The organism is Enterobacter cloacae complex sp. HYC003_NIDB, assembly GCF_056673375.1.
The window spans coordinates 1,288,692-1,302,924 of record NZ_CP114220.1 but is presented as its reverse complement, the minus strand read 5'-3'; the positions used below and the strand labels follow the sequence as shown (position 1 = coordinate 1,302,924).

Genomic DNA, 14,233 nt, shown 5'->3' with positions numbered 1-14,233 from the left:
AGTGTCGCTATTAAGCAACACCTTAATGGGAACCCGTCCTGACATATATAAATCAATAAGTTAAGTGTCTCTTATTGGAGACACTTAACCCAGAGGATTGTCGCGATTTTGCGACAGGTACAAAAAAGCCCGGTGGCGCTCGCGCTTACCGGGCCTACAGTCAGGGCGTTGAAACTTAACCCAGTTGTTTACGCGCGTTGCGGAAAATGCGCATCCACGGGCTGTCCTCGCCCCAGTTTTCCGGGTGCCAGGAGTTGCTAACGGTACGGAAGACACGCTCCGGGTGCGGCATCATGATCGTCACCCGACCGCTTTCGCTGGTGACCGCGGTAATGCCATTTGCCGAACCGTTCGGGTTAGCCGGATAGGTTTCGGTGACCTTGCCGAAGTTATCAACAAAGCGCAGCGCCACCAGTCCTTTGCTTTCAAGCTGAGCCAGGTGCGCCGCATCACGCACTTCAACCTGACCTTCACCGTGCGAAACCGCGATTGGCATCTGTGAACCGACCATTCCCTGCAACAGCAGAGACGGGCTTTGGGTCACTTCTACCAGGCTGAAGCGCGCTTCGAAGCGGTCAGACTGGTTACGCACAAAGCGCGGCCAGGCTTCGCTGCCCGGGATCAGCTCGCGCAGGTTAGACATCATCTGACAGCCGTTACACACGCCCAGCGCCAGCGTCTGCGGACGGTGGAAGAAGGTTTCGAACTCGTCACGCACGCGGCTGTTGAACAGAATAGACTTCGCCCAGCCTTCGCCCGCGCCCAGCACGTCGCCGTAGGAGAAACCGCCGCAGGCGACCAGCGCCTGGAAATCATCCAGCCCGGTACGCCCGGCCAGCAGGTCGCTCATGTGGACGTCGATGGCGTCAAAGCCCGCCCGGTGGAAGGCCGCCGCCATCTCAACGTGGGAGTTAACGCCCTGCTCGCGCAGCACGGCTACTTTCGGACGCGCACCGGTCGCAATGTACGGCGCGGCAATGTCTTCGTTAATGTCGAAGCTGAGCTTCACGTTCAGGCCAGGATCGTTGTCGTTCGCCTTCGCGTTGTGTTCCTGATCGGCGCATTCCGGATTGTCACGCAGGCGCTGCATCTGCCAGGTGGTTTCCGCCCACCACATACGCAGCGTGGTGCGGCTTTCGCTGAACACCGCGTGGCCGTCGGCTTCAATCACGAAGCGGTCGCCCTGCACCGCTTTACCGAGATAGTGTACGCAGTCTGCCAGACCGTGCTGCGCCAGAATCGCTTCCACCGCGTCGCGATCTGCGGCGCGTACCTGAATGACCGCGCCAAGCTCTTCGTTAAACAGCGCCGCCAGGCGGTCTTCGCCAAGCGTGGCAATGTTTGCTTCAACGCCGCAGTGACCGGTGAAGGCCATCTCTGCCAGCGTCACCAGCAGGCCACCATCGGAACGGTCGTGGTAGGCCAGCAGCTTACGCTGCGCCACCAGCGCCTGAATTGCGTCGTAGAAGCCTTTCAGCTGAGCGACGTCGCGCACGTCGGCTGGCTTATCGCCGAGCTGGCGGTAAACCTGCGCCAGCGCGGTGGCGCCCAGTGCGTTATGGCCTTTGCCGAGGTCAATCAACAGCAGGGCGTTATCTTCAGTGGAAAGCTGCGGCGTAACGGTATGACGCACGTCTTCCACGCGCGCAAACGCGGTGATCACCAGCGACAGCGGAGAGGTCATCTCGCGCTGCTCGTTACCTTCCTGCCAGCGGGTTTTCATCGACATGGAGTCTTTACCCACCGGAATGGTCAGGCCGAGCGCAGGACACAGCTCTTCACCCACCGCTTTCACCGCTTCGTACAGGCCGGCATCTTCGCCCGGGTGACCGGCAGCGGCCATCCAGTTCGCGGAAAGTTTGATGCGTTTGATATCGCCAATCTGCGTCGCGGCGATGTTGGTCAGCGCTTCACCGACCGCCAGACGGGCAGAAGCGGCGAAGTCCAGCAGCGCCACTGGCGTGCGTTCGCCCAGTGCCATCGCTTCGCCGTAGTAGCTGTCGAGGCTCGCGGTGGTCACGGCGCAGTTAGCGACCGGGATCTGCCACGGGCCGACCATCTGATCGCGCGACACCATACCGGTCACGGTACGGTCGCCGATGGTGACCAGGAAGGTTTTCTCTGCCACGGCAGGCAGGTGCAGCACGCGGTTAACCGCTTCTGCCACGGTGATGCCCTGGCGATCCAGCGCTTTGCCCGCCGCTTTGCGAGTCTGCACGTCGCGGGTCATCTTCGGCGTTTTGCCGAGCAGCACGTCCAGCGGCAGATCGATCGGCTGGTTGTCAAAGTGGGTGTCGCTTAAGGAAAGGTGCTGCTCTTCGGTCGCTTCACCGATGACCGCATACGGCGCGCGCTCGCGGCGGCACAGCTCGTCAAACAGCGGCAGCTGATCGGCGGCAACCGCCAGCACGTAGCGCTCCTGGGATTCGTTACACCAGATTTCCAGCGGGCTCATGCCCGGCTCATCGCTCAGGATATCGCGCAGGTTGAAGCGTCCGCCGCGACCGCCGTCGCTCACCAGCTCAGGCATAGCGTTGGACAGGCCGCCCGCGCCCACGTCGTGGATGAACAGAATCGGGTTGGCGTCGCCGAGCTGCCAGCAGCGGTCGATCACTTCCTGACAACGGCGCTCCATTTCCGGGTTGTCGCGCTGCACGGACGCGAAGTCGAGATCCGCATCAGACTGGCCGGAAGCCATAGACGAGGCTGCCCCGCCGCCCAGACCGATGTTCATTGCCGGGCCGCCGAGCACGATCAGCTTCGCGCCGACGACGATCTCGCCTTTCTGCACGTGATCGGCGCGAATGTTGCCAATCCCGCCCGCCAGCATGATCGGTTTGTGGTAGCCGCGCAGCTCTTCGCCGTTGTGGCTGTCCACTTTCTCTTCGTAGGTACGGAAGTAACCGTTCAGCGCCGGACGACCAAATTCGTTGTTGAACGCCGCGCCGCCCAGCGGGCCTTCGGTCATGATATCCAGCGCGGTGACAATGCGCTCTGGCTTGCCGAAGTCTTCTTCCCACGGCTGCTCAAAGCCCGGAATACGCAGGTTGGAAACGGAGAAACCGACCAGACCCGCTTTTGGTTTCGCGCCGCGACCGGTCGCACCTTCGTCACGGATTTCACCGCCGGAGCCGGTCGCCGCCCCCGGCCACGGAGAAATGGCCGTCGGGTGGTTGTGGGTTTCCACTTTCATCAGGATATGCGCAGGCTCCTGGTGGAAGTCATAGCGCCCTGCTTCACGGTCGGCGAAGAAGCGGCCCACCTCGGAACCTTCCATCACCGCGGCGTTGTCTTTATAAGCAGACAGCACATGATCAGGGGTTTGCTCCATGGTGTTTTTGATCATTTTGAACAGCGACTTCGGCTGCTGTTCGCCGTCGATAATCCAGTCGGCGTTGAAAATCTTGTGGCGGCAGTGCTCGGAGTTGGCCTGCGCGAACATATACAGTTCGATGTCGTTCGGGTTGCGATTCAGCTTAACGAATGCATCCTGAAGGTAGTCGATTTCATCTTCTGCGAGCGCCAGACCAAGACGCAGGTTTGCGTCGATCAGCGCCTGACGCCCCTGCCCCAGCAGATCCACGCTCTGTACCGGCGCAGGCTGATGGTGGGAGAACAGTTTCTGCGCATCATCCAGAGAATCAAACACGCTCTCCATCATGCGGTCGTGCAGCTCTGCGGCAACCACCTGCCACTGCGCGTCGCTCAGGGTTGACGCTTCCACATAGTACGCCACACCGCGCTCCAGACGGTTAATCTGGCTCAGGCCGCAGTTGTGAGCGATGTCGGTGGCTTTGGAAGACCAGGGGGAGATGGTGCCAGGGCGTGGCGTGGCGAGGATTAATTTGCCGGTCGGCGTATGGCTGCTCAGGCTTGGGCCATATTTAAGCAGGCGTTCCAGCTGTACGCGCTCCTCTGCATTCAGGGGGGCGTTCAGGTCAGCAAAATGGACATACTCAGCGTAAATATTGCTTACCGGAAGGTCGGCCGCCTGAAAACGTGCCAGCAGTTTGTTAATACGGAAGGCAGACAGTGCAGGCGAACCACGCAGAATTTCCATCATAAGTCTCTCGTCTTCGAAGCGCCGGGGCGCTTACAGTGTGCGCAAGGGGGGAAAACGGGCGTCATTATAGAGAATCCTGAGCGCCGACGAAACCGTTTGCGTCGAAATAAAATCATCCTTTATGTTTAACAATAGATGTGACCTGTCTCTCTAATTGGTTGCCAACTGGCGCTACTTTGCGCAAAATGCCGCTCAATCAATGGCAAACTCTATTCTTAACATGACTACAGCACACTGAGGCAACCGGCGTCGCAGAGAATTAACTAATTGAAAAAATTAAAGATTAATTATCTGCTCATCGGCATTGTTACGTTGCTGCTGGCAGTGGCCCTCTGGCCGTCTATCCCCTGGTTCGGCAAGGCCGAAAACCGTATCGCCGCCATTCAGGAGCGGGGGGAGTTGCGCGTCAGTACCCTCTCCTCCCCGCTTATTTACGACGATATCAACGGTAAAACTATCGGTCTTGATTACGAACTGGCACAGCTGTTTGCGGACTATCTGGGCGTGAAGCTGAAAGTTACCGTGCGGCAGAACATCAACCAGCTGTTTGATGATTTGGACCATGACCGTGCCGATATTCTCGCCGCAGGTCTGGTGTACAACAGCGAACGCAGCAAAAACTATCAGCCGGGCCCGACCTATTACTCCGTGTCGCAGCAGGTGGTTTATCGTGTGGGTAGCCTGCGCCCGCGCTCACTGGCCGACATCACCGACCAGCAATTGACCATTGCGCCAGGCCATGTGGTGATTGACGATCTGCGGGCGTTGAAAGAGAAAAAATACCCGAACCTCAGCTGGACGGTCGATCCTAAACTCGGCACGACCGAATTACTGGAGCAGGTAAAAGATAAAAAGCTGGCCTATACCATTGCTGATTCGGTGGCGATCAGCCTTTTCCAGCGCGTTCATCCTGAAATTGCCGTGGCGCTGGATGTGACCGACGAACAGCCGGTGACCTGGTTTACCCAGCTGGACGACGATCAAACCGTCTCTGCGGCTATGCTCGATTTCTTTAATTCCATCAATGAAGACGGCACCCTGGCGCGCCTGGAAGAGAAATATCTCGGTCACGGAGACGATTTTGATTACGTTGACACCCGCACCTTCCTGCGCGCGGTGGACAGCGTGCTGCCGGATCTGCAACCGCTGTTTGAGAAGTACGCCCAGGAGATTGACTGGAAGCTGCTGGCGGCGATTTCCTACCAGGAATCGCACTGGGATGCTCAGGCCACCTCCCCCACGGGCGTGCGCGGGTTGATGATGCTGACCAAAAATACCGCCCAGAGCCTCGGCATCAGCGACCGGACCGATGCGGAACAGAGCATCAGCGGCGGCGCGCAGTATTTACAGGATATGATGGCGAAAGTGCCGGAGACGGTCCCGGAAGGGGAGCGGATCTGGTTTGCGCTGGCCGCCTATAACATGGGTTATGCGCACATGCTCGACGCGCGGGCGCTGACGGCGAAAACCAAAGGTAACCCGGACAGCTGGTCAGATGTAAAACAGCGCCTGCCGCTGCTTAGCCAGAAACAGTGGTACCAGAAGCTGACGTACGGCTATGCGCGCGGGCATGAAGCGTATGCCTACGTGGAAAATATTCGTAAGTACCAGATAAGCCTGGTGGGATATCTGCTGGAGAAAGAAAAAGAGGCGGCCGAGGCGCAACAGCTGGCTGAAAGCTATCCGGTGGTCGCACCGGACGAGCTTAATCATCCTGCGGTTTCAATTCTGCCTTTTGTTGCTTTTTCTGCTGCCGACGCATTCGAAAAAAGTCACTTAACAGACCCGAACATTCTGGTGCAAGTACCCCGCCGATAGTTTTCACCTGGTGGTTCATCCCCGGATGCCCAAGTACGTCCATCAGTGAACCAGCAGCGCCCGTCTTTTCATCCCGCGCGCCAAACACCAGCGTACCGATTCGGCTGTGCACCATCGCCCCGGAGCACATTACGCACGGCTCAAGGGTGACATACAGGGTGGTATCAAGCAGACGATAGTTTTGCAGCACCAGTCCGCCCTGACGCAGCGCCATAATTTCAGCATGCGCGGTAGGATCGTGACGGCCAATCGGACGGTTCCACCCTTCCCCAATCACCTGATTGTTATGGACCAGTACCGCGCCCACGGGCACTTCGCCCTCGTCCCAGGCGCGCTGAGCCAGCGCCAGCGCATGGCGCATCCAGTATTCATGATTGTGTTCAGGGTTGGACAAGGGCTGATACTCCAGTCGAAAAGCGGGCGGCATTATACACAGCCGGTACAGATAAGACTATTCGAGTTGCTGAAGTTCGCCCAGAGGCGTGACGCGCCAGCGGTGCTGGCAAAAATAGAGCAGCGGGTTGTCCTGCTTGCTGTCGCTGTAGCCGCTGTACAGACGCAGCGGCGTACCGATGCGTTTCTCCAGCTGCACCACTTTTTCATGTCCGAGGCAGCGCATAGTCAGCACCCAGCCGCCGTAGCCGCGCGCGATTTGTGTCGCGATAAGATTCACGCGCGGCAGCCAGGGCGTATCAAAATAGACATGCTCCACCAGCGTCTGCGGGGAGCCGGTAATCAGCCAGATATCGGCATCGTTGGCGTCGAGATAGCTGGTCAGGCGCGCCTGTACCACGGGAAACGCGGCGACGTGCCCGCGAAACCAGTGCGCAAAATCCTGTTCGAGCTGCTTAAGGCGCGCTTCGCTATGACCAAACGTGCATCCCCAGAGCAGCAGGCTCATCGGCCAGCGCGCTGCACGGCCTTTCACCAGCAGCGCGATACCAATAACGGGTAACAGGGGTAATACCAGCAACGCGTTAAGGGGCTGGCGCCGCAGCAGGTAGCGCATAAAGGTGCCGAACATATCCTGCTGATGCAGCGTTCCATCCAGATCAAAAAAGACAACGCGACGCTCGTGACTGGCCAAACCTTACTCCTCTGGGTCGTTGAATCCTAACAGCCAGGTAAACAGGAACCCGGCGATCACCGCTACCAGATAGCCTAACAGATAGAGCATCACTTTTCCGGTCACGATGGTTAATGCCAGCGGTAAACCGGAGATCCCGAAGGTAATGACGGTCGCCACTTTCCAGTAGCTGATTAACGCCCCGCCCACCGCGCCACCGAGGCAGGCGGCCAGGAACGGCTTACCCAGCGGCAAGGTCACGCCGAAAATCAACGGTTCGCCGATACCGAGTAACCCGACCGGCAGCGCCCCTTTAATGACCTTTTTCAGACGCGCGTTGCGGGTTTTCATCAGCACCGCGATGGCCGCGCCGACCTGCCCAACGCCCGCCATCGACAGGATCGGCAGCAGTGCGTTATAGCCGTGCGCCTGTACCAGTTCGACGTGGATCGGCACCAGCCCCTGATGCAGACCGGTCAGCACTAACGGCAGGAAGGTCCCGGACAGCACGGCCCCCACCAGCAGCCCGCCGCGATCGATCGCCAGAGACGCGCCGTGGGCGATGGCTTCAGAGATCGCGCCGCCTAACGGTTGCAGCGCCACAATCGCCACGCTCCCGGTAATCAATGTGGTCAGCAGCGGGTTGAGGATCAGCTCAATCGAGCCTGGCAGCAACGCGCGCAGCTTTTTCTCGATCCAGCACATCAGAATGACCACCAGCAGCACGGCAATCACCCCACCGCGGCCTGGCTGAAGCGCCTCGCCAAACAGCGTAATCTGCGCCAGCTGCGGGCTGGAGAGGATACCCGCCATTACGCCGCCCATCGCCAGCGAGCCGCCGAACACTTTGGCCGTGTTTACCCCCACCAGAATGTTCATGATGGCAAACACCGCGCTGCCGAAAATCGCCAGAATACCCAGCAGGTTCGGATACTGGGTGGCGAAATTCCCGACAATATCCGGACGCTTGAGGATATTGATAATCCCGGTGATCAGCCCCGATGCGATAAACGCCGGGATCAGAGGAATAAAGACGTTTGCCAGCTGGCGCAGCGCATCGCTCATGGGGGCTTTGTATTTGGCTTTCGCCTGCGCTTTGGTGTGTTCCGCGTCGTCAAAGGCGGGAGCCGTTTCACTGCCCGTCATCAGGGCGCGCATGGCATCAACCACCTGCGCCGCTTTGCCCGGACCGACAATCAGCTGGTGCTGTTGCCCCTGTTTAACGTACCCGCTCACGCCGGGGAGCTGCTTCAGGCGCGTTAAATCAAGCTTTTCGTCGTTGTGCACCTCGACGCGTACACGCGTCATGCAGTTTTCCAGACGCTGAATATTTTTTTCCCCACCGATCCCAAGCAGGATGTCGCTGGCGAGCGCTGCTGTTTTGTCCATACACGCCTCTTATTGGTGTTCTAATGCCGCCCGTAAAAACCCGTGATGGGCTTCGAGCCTGGCTCTGGCCGCGGCTGCATCCAGCCCGGTTAATATCATCAGAATGGCGGGTTTGACGTCGTAATCGGTCTGTTTGAGTACCGCTTCCGCCTCTTCCCGACCTGCCCCTGTCGCCTCTATCACCATGCGGCAGGCTCTGTCCACCAACTTGACGTTGGTGGCCTGCATATCCACCATCAGGTTTTGGTAGACCTTGCCGAATTTCACCATCGCGCCGGTGGAGATCATATTGAGCACCAGCTTCTGCGCGGTTCCCGATTTCAGGCGCGTGGAGCCGGTGAGCGCTTCCGGCCCGACGACCGGAGAGATGGCAATGGCGGCCACCTGCGCAATCGGCGAACCCGGGTTACAAGAGATGGCCACCGTGGTACATCCCGTCTGTCTGGCGTATTCCAGCCCACCAATGACGTACGGCGTACGACCAGAAGCCGCCAGCCCGACGACCAGATCCTGCGCGGTCAGGTTCAGCGCCCTGAGATCGTCTTCCCCAAGCTGTTTATTGTCTTCTGCCCCTTCCACCGCTTTCAGCAGCGCGCCGGGGCCACCGGCAATCAGGCCAACGACCAGACCGTGCGGAACGCCAAAGGTCGGGGGACATTCTGAGGCATCCAGCACACCGAGTCGCCCACTGGTACCCGCCCCCATGTAAATAATGCGTCCTCCTGCTTTCAGAGAGTCGGCAGCGGCGTCTACGGCTTTCGCCACCTCGGGCAATGTCTCTTTGACTGCCAGCGCGACGAGGGTATCCTGTTGATTAAAGCGGTTTACCAGCTCCAGCGTGGACAGTGCATCAAGATCCATGGTTTGCGGGTTACGCATTTCAGAAACAAGAGAGCCTAGATTCATGTTATTTACCTCTGGAATTTTTAATTCATAATAAACGCACTATAATGGAATATAAAATTCATTCAGGCGAGCAAAATTCGTATTTGCGCGGGTAATCACATTTTCGCCAGGAGACCGTATGAACTGTTTAATTCGTATTCGCCAGCGCTACGCAGGGTTTGCCCAGAGTGACAAAAAGCTGGCGGATTATTTACTTTCCCAGCCCGATCGCGCGCGACACCTCAGCTCCCAGCAGCTGGCAGGCGAAGCCGGGGTGAGCCAGTCGAGCGTGGTGAAATTTGCCCAGAAGATAGGCTATAAAGGCTTTCCGGCGCTAAAACTGGCGATCAGTGAAGCACTGGTAAGCAACCCTAATCCGCAGTCAATGCCGGTGCATAACCAGATCCGCGGCGACGATCCGATGCGTCTGGTCGGCGAAAAGCTGATCAAAGAGAACGTGGCGGCAATGCATGCCACGCTGGATGTGAACACGGAAGAGAAGCTGCTGGAAAGCGTAGCCATGCTTCGCGACGCGCGGCGTATTGTATTGACCGGGATCGGCGCCTCCGGACTGGTTGCGCGTAACTTTGGCTGGAAGCTGACAAAAATCGGCTATAACGCCATCGTTGAACAGGATATGCACGCGCTGCTGGCGACCGTGCAGGCCATGGATCCTGACGATTTACTGCTGGCCATCTCCTATTCCGGCGAGCGTCGTGAAATTAATATGGCTACCGACGAAGCCCTGCGCGTAGGAGGAAAAATTCTGGCGATTACTGGCTTCAGCCCGAATGCGCTCCAGCAACGGGCCACCCGCTGTCTGTATACCATTGCCGAGGAACAGGCCACTCGCAGTGCGGCGATTTCGTCGACGAGTGCGCAGATGATGCTGACGGACCTGCTGTTTATGGCGCTGGTTCAGCAGGATCTGGAGCGTGCGCCAGAGCGTATTCGTCACAGCGAAGAGCTGGTAAAAAAACTGGTCTGAACAACGAATGAGCGTATAATGCCCGCCCTGTTTGTGATGTTTCTGAGAATTTCCTGATGGCGCTGTTAATCACCAAAAAATGCATCAACTGCGATATGTGCGAACCCGAATGCCCGAACGAGGCGATTTCGATGGGCGACAGCATTTATGAGATTAACAGCGACCGCTGCACCGAATGCATCGGCCACTATGAGACGCCGACCTGCCAGAAGGTGTGCCCCATTCCCAATACGATCTTAAAAGATCCGGCACACGTCGAGAACGAAGAACAGCTGTGGGATAAGTTTGTCCTGATGCACCATGCGGACAAAATTTAACTCTCGATGATCACCGTCGCACAGGCGTAGTGGCGTTCATCGGCAAGCGTTACGTGCATGTGCGCCACGCCCAGCTTTTCCGCCAGCTTAAGCGCCTCGCCCCATAAACGTAGACGTGGCTTACCCAGCTCATCGTTAAACACTTCAAACTGGTTAAACGCCAGGCCGTTACGAATGCCCGTGCCGAACGCTTTCGCCGCCGCCTCTTTTACCGCGAAACGCTTTGCCAGAAAGCGCACCGGCTGTTGATGCGCCTCCCAGATAGCCCATTCGTTATCGCTCAGCACGCGTCTTGCGAGGCGATCGCCGCTCCGGGCGATCACCGCTTCAATGCGGGCTATTTCAACGATGTCGGTGCCTAAGCCCAGAATAGCCATTACTGACGCGCTTCCAGCATCAGGCGCTTCATCTCGGAAACCGCTTCTTTAAGACCGCTCATCACCGCGCGGCCAATGATGGCGTGGCCGATGTTCAGCTCGTGCATTTCCGGCAGGGCAGCGATGGCTTTTACGTTGTGATAGGTCAGGCCGTGACCGGCGTTAACCTTCAGTCCCAGGCTCGCGGCGTAGGTTGCCGCTTTGGCGATTCGCTCCAGCTCTTTCGCCTGCGCTGCATCGTTTTCGGCATCGGCATAGCAGCCGGTGTGAATTTCAATATACGGCGCACCCACGTCGGCAGCGGCTTTAATCTGGGTGAAATCGGCGTCGATAAACAGAGAAACCAGGATACCGGCATCCGCCAGGCGTTTGCAGGCATCGCGCATTTTGTCGAGCTGCCCGGCCACATCCAGACCGCCTTCGGTGGTCACTTCCTGACGCTTTTCCGGCACCAGGCAGCAAAAATGCGGTTTGGTCTCGCAGGCAATCGCCAGCATCTCTTCGGTGACCGCCATCTCCAGATTCATGCGGGTGTCCAGCGTCTGACGCAGGATGCGCACGTCCCGGTCGGTGATGTGGCGACGATCTTCACGCAGGTGAACGGTAATGCCGTCGGCGCCAGCCTGCTCAGCGATAAACGCCGCCTGAACCGGATCGGGATACGCGGTACCGCGTGCATTACGTAACGTGGCGATGTGATCGATGTTGACGCCTAACAGTAATTCAGCCATGACAATCCTCGGTATTTTTGTTCATTTACCTTCTCCCTCCCCCTCCGGGAGAGGGCTGGGGTGAGGGGTAAAACATTAGCGTTTCGGCATAAACTGCCTGAATAATTCGCGGCTCTTTAAAGGTTTGCCCCCAAGATACGGCTTGAGCGCAATTCGGGTAAAGCGTTTTGCCGCACGCAGAGTGTCGGCGTCCGGGAACTCGCGTTCATACAGTGCTCTGAGCTGGCGCCCGGTAAAGGTGCTGTTATCGACGACGACACTGGCAATAAAGCCCTTTTCCTCACGATAGCGATAGGTCATGGTGTCTTCTACCTCGTCGCCGCTTCCCGCACAGTGCAGAAAATCGACGCCGTAACCAAGGTGCCCGAGCAGAGCCAGTTCGAAACGACGCAGCACAGGCTCAGGGGTGCCGGTTGCGCCAGCAAGTGCCTGAATACAGTGCAGGTAATCAAAGAAAAGTTCAGAGAAGCGGGTCTCATGTTCAAGAACCCGTGAGATGAGTTCGTTAACATACAAACCGCTGTAGAGCGTGATACCAGAAAGAGGAAGCGCCAGGGAGACGGCTTCAGCACTGCGCAGGGTTTTGACTTCCCCTCGCCCGCCAAAGCGGACCAGCAGCGGGGTGAAAGGCTGCAAGGCACCTTTCAGATTAGAACGTCTGGAACGTGCGCCTTTGGCAACAAGGCGCACGCGACCGGACTCTTCCGTGAAGACGTCCAGCATCAGGCTGGTTTCGCTCCAGGGACGACTATGCAGGACAAAGGCGCGCTGCCATCCATCCATATGCTCGTCGTCTTAGGTTACTGATCTTCGCCGTAACCGAGGCTGCGCAGCGCACGCTCATCATCGGCCCAGCCAGATTTCACTTTCACCCACAGTTCCAGGTGAACCGGTGCTTCAAACATGTCCTGCATGTCTTTACGGGCTTCGATTCCGATAGTTTTGATCTTGGCGCCTTTATTGCCGATCACCATCTTCTTCTGCCCTTCACGCTCAACGAGGATCAGACCGTTAATATCGTAGCCGCCACGCTCGTTGCTCTGGAAACGCTCGATCTCCACCGTCACAGAGTACGGCAGTTCAGCGCCCAGGAAACGCATCAGCTTCTCACGGATGATTTCAGACGCCATAAAACGCTGAGAGCGATCGGTGATGTAGTCTTCCGGGAAGTGATGAGTCGCTTCCGGCAGATGCTTGCGCACGATACCCGCGATGGTATCAACGTTCAGACCCGTTTCCGCAGACAGCGGGACGATGTCCAGGAAGTTCATCTGGCTGCCCAGCCATTGCAGGTGCGGCAGCAGATCGGCTTTTTCCTGCACGTTGTCCACTTTATTGACTGCGAGGATCACCGGCGTTTTGCCGTCGCGCAGCTTGTTCAGGACCATTTCGTCGTCCGGCGTCCAGCGGGTGCCTTCCACAACGAAAATCACCAGCTCTACGTCGCCAATGGAGCTGCTCGCCGCCTTGTTCATCAGACGGTTGATGGCGCGCTTCTCTTCCATGTGCAGGCCCGGTGTATCGACGTAGATCGCCTGATACGCGCCTTCAGTATGGATACCGACGATGCGGTGACGCGTGGTCTGCGCCTTACGCGAGGTGATAGAAATCTTCTGCCCAAGCAGATTATTCAGCAGGGTGGATTTGCCAACGTTCGGACGTCCGACGATGGCAATAAATCCGCAATAGGTTTTGTCGATGCTCATTCCAGCTCCAGCATTTTTAACGCCTGTTCGGCGGCAGCCTGTTCAGCCTTACGACGGCTTGAACCCGTGCCGACCACCGGTTCACTCAGGCCACTGACCTGGCAATGGATGGTAAATTCCTGATCGTGGGCTTCGCCACGCACCTGCACCACCAGATAGGATGGCAGCGGCAGATGACGACCCTGCAAATATTCTTGCAGACGCGTTTTAGGATCTTTTTGTTTATCGCCCGGGCTGATTTCGTCCAGGCGGGTCTGATACCAGTTAAGGATCAGCTTTTCTACGGTCTGGATATCGCTGTCCAGGAACACGCCACCGATCAATGCCTCGACCGTATCGGCAAGGATGGATTCACGACGGAAACCACCACTTTTCAGCTCACCTGGCCCCAGACGCAGGCATTCACCCAGCTCAAATTCGCGTGCGATTTCAGCGAGGGTATTGCCGCGCACCAGCGTGGCGCGCATGCGGCTCATATCACCTTCGTCCACGCGCGGAAAACGATGATAAAGCGCATTTGCAATCACGAAACTTAAAATAGAGTCGCCTAAAAACTCGAGACGCTCATTATGTTTGCTGCTGGCACTGCGATGGGTTAATGCCTGTTGCAACAACTCCTGATGATGAAAAGTGTAGCCCAGCTTCCGTTGAAGCCGATTAATTACGATGGGGTTCATGCGATACCAATAAATGAATGCGTCAAAAATGCAGCACACGAAACCGACCTGAGAAAACCAACGCGGTTTCGTGTGCCGTGGCACCCTTGCAGGGCCAACCTTAAACTTCGGGGGAATATTCTATACACAACGACAGGGGATGTCGTTAGTTCAAAGAGATTTATCGCTGAAATAATTCACGTAGCGGCGAATAAAAGCCGCTACGTGTTATTTTTG

Annotated in this window: 13 protein-coding genes; 3 read left to right on the top strand and 10 right to left on the bottom strand. The window is 57.5% G+C overall.

Annotated features, from left to right (window positions below):
- Nucleotides 1-175: 175 nt before the first annotated feature.
- On the bottom strand, nucleotides 176-4,063 hold the full coding sequence (gene purL / locus O1722_RS06235; protein WP_023295163.1) for a phosphoribosylformylglycinamidine synthase: 3,888 nt from the start codon (nucleotides 4,061-4,063) through the stop codon (nucleotides 176-178).
- A 267-nt stretch (nucleotides 4,064-4,330) separates the two neighbouring features.
- Here purL and mltF point away from each other — a divergent pair, with 267 nt between their 5' ends.
- Nucleotides 4,331-5,881, top strand: a complete 1,551-nt coding sequence (mltF, locus tag O1722_RS06230; RefSeq protein WP_017692908.1) for a membrane-bound lytic murein transglycosylase MltF — start codon at nucleotides 4,331-4,333, stop codon at nucleotides 5,879-5,881.
- Here the strand turns inward: mltF and tadA are convergent.
- From tadA to murQ, 4 genes are read right to left on the bottom strand one after another with little or no spacing between them, the layout of a single operon-like run.
- Nucleotides 5,769-6,308 carry a tRNA adenosine(34) deaminase TadA gene (gene tadA, locus O1722_RS06225; RefSeq protein ID WP_023295164.1) on the bottom strand — a complete coding sequence of 180 codons (540 nt, stop codon included), beginning with the start codon at nucleotides 6,306-6,308 and terminating at the stop codon, nucleotides 5,769-5,771. The genes mltF and tadA overlap by 113 nt on opposite strands.
- Before the next feature lie 24 nt (nucleotides 6,309-6,332).
- Nucleotides 6,333-6,968, bottom strand: coding sequence for a phosphatidylglycerophosphatase C (yfhb, locus tag O1722_RS06220; RefSeq protein ID WP_017383550.1), 636 nt, complete (start codon nucleotides 6,966-6,968; stop codon nucleotides 6,333-6,335).
- A 3-nt stretch (nucleotides 6,969-6,971) separates the two neighbouring features.
- A complete protein-coding gene (locus tag O1722_RS06215; protein WP_033487462.1) occupies nucleotides 6,972-8,336 on the bottom strand; it encodes a PTS transporter subunit EIIC in 1,365 nt (454 codons plus the stop codon).
- Nucleotides 8,337-8,345: 9 nt separating this feature from the next.
- Nucleotides 8,346-9,242, bottom strand: a complete 897-nt coding sequence (gene murQ, locus O1722_RS06210) for an N-acetylmuramic acid 6-phosphate etherase (RefSeq protein ID WP_033487463.1) — start codon at nucleotides 9,240-9,242, stop codon at nucleotides 8,346-8,348.
- Nucleotides 9,243-9,360: 118 nt separating this feature from the next.
- Here murQ and O1722_RS06205 point away from each other — a divergent pair, with 118 nt between their 5' ends.
- Nucleotides 9,361-10,209, top strand: coding sequence for a MurR/RpiR family transcriptional regulator (locus tag O1722_RS06205; RefSeq protein WP_003860702.1), 849 nt, complete (start codon nucleotides 9,361-9,363; stop codon nucleotides 10,207-10,209).
- Nucleotides 10,210-10,265: 56 nt separating this feature from the next.
- Nucleotides 10,266-10,526, top strand: a complete 261-nt coding sequence (locus O1722_RS06200; RefSeq protein ID WP_003860704.1) for a YfhL family 4Fe-4S dicluster ferredoxin — start codon at nucleotides 10,266-10,268, stop codon at nucleotides 10,524-10,526.
- On the opposite strand, the gene acpS is transcribed toward O1722_RS06200, so the two are convergent.
- The 5 genes from acpS to rnc form a co-directional block, all read right to left on the bottom strand.
- The gene (gene acpS / locus O1722_RS06195; RefSeq protein WP_015572144.1) at nucleotides 10,523-10,903 is read right to left on the bottom strand and encodes a holo-ACP synthase; all 381 of its coding nucleotides are present in this window, start codon (nucleotides 10,901-10,903) and stop codon (nucleotides 10,523-10,525) included. The genes O1722_RS06200 and acpS overlap by 4 nt on opposite strands.
- Nucleotides 10,903-11,634 (bottom strand): pyridoxine 5'-phosphate synthase, encoded by a 732-nt coding sequence (gene pdxJ, locus O1722_RS06190; RefSeq protein ID WP_015572143.1) that lies wholly within the window; start codon nucleotides 11,632-11,634, stop codon nucleotides 10,903-10,905. The genes acpS and pdxJ overlap by 1 nt, the downstream gene beginning before the upstream one ends.
- 75 nt (nucleotides 11,635-11,709) lie before the next feature.
- Complete coding sequence (recO, locus tag O1722_RS06185) at nucleotides 11,710-12,417, bottom strand: DNA repair protein RecO (RefSeq protein WP_015572142.1); 708 nt, start codon at nucleotides 12,415-12,417, stop codon at nucleotides 11,710-11,712.
- Nucleotides 12,418-12,434: 17 nt separating this feature from the next.
- Nucleotides 12,435-13,340, bottom strand: coding sequence for a GTPase Era (gene era, locus O1722_RS06180; protein WP_003860709.1), 906 nt, complete (start codon nucleotides 13,338-13,340; stop codon nucleotides 12,435-12,437).
- The gene (gene rnc, locus O1722_RS06175; RefSeq protein WP_003860711.1) at nucleotides 13,337-14,017 is read right to left on the bottom strand and encodes a ribonuclease III; all 681 of its coding nucleotides are present in this window, start codon (nucleotides 14,015-14,017) and stop codon (nucleotides 13,337-13,339) included. The genes era and rnc overlap by 4 nt, the downstream gene beginning before the upstream one ends.
- Nucleotides 14,018-14,233: the final 216 nt, after the last annotated feature.

What these genes read in the sequence shown, in the direction of transcription:
- murQ (WP_033487463.1), bottom strand. Translation starts at nt 9,242, where the DNA reads ATGAATCTAGGCTCTCTTGTTTCTGAAATGCGTAACCCGCAAACCATG.
- purL (WP_023295163.1), bottom strand. Translation starts at nt 4,063, where the DNA reads ATGATGGAAATTCTGCGTGGTTCGCCTGCACTGTCTGCCTTCCGTATT.
- O1722_RS06215 (WP_033487462.1), bottom strand. Translation starts at nt 8,336, where the DNA reads ATGGACAAAACAGCAGCGCTCGCCAGCGACATCCTGCTTGGGATCGGT.
- acpS (WP_015572144.1), bottom strand. Translation starts at nt 10,903, where the DNA reads ATGGCTATTCTGGGCTTAGGCACCGACATCGTTGAAATAGCCCGCATT.
- recO (WP_015572142.1), bottom strand. Translation starts at nt 12,417, where the DNA reads ATGGATGGATGGCAGCGCGCCTTTGTCCTGCATAGTCGTCCCTGGAGC.
- O1722_RS06205 (WP_003860702.1), top strand. Translation starts at nt 9,361, where the DNA reads ATGAACTGTTTAATTCGTATTCGCCAGCGCTACGCAGGGTTTGCCCAG.
- pdxJ (WP_015572143.1), bottom strand. Translation starts at nt 11,634, where the DNA reads ATGGCTGAATTACTGTTAGGCGTCAACATCGATCACATCGCCACGTTA.
- tadA (WP_023295164.1), bottom strand. Translation starts at nt 6,308, where the DNA reads ATGCCGCCCGCTTTTCGACTGGAGTATCAGCCCTTGTCCAACCCTGAA.
- O1722_RS06200 (WP_003860704.1), top strand. Translation starts at nt 10,266, where the DNA reads ATGGCGCTGTTAATCACCAAAAAATGCATCAACTGCGATATGTGCGAA.
- rnc (WP_003860711.1), bottom strand. Translation starts at nt 14,017, where the DNA reads ATGAACCCCATCGTAATTAATCGGCTTCAACGGAAGCTGGGCTACACT.
- era (WP_003860709.1), bottom strand. Translation starts at nt 13,340, where the DNA reads ATGAGCATCGACAAAACCTATTGCGGATTTATTGCCATCGTCGGACGT.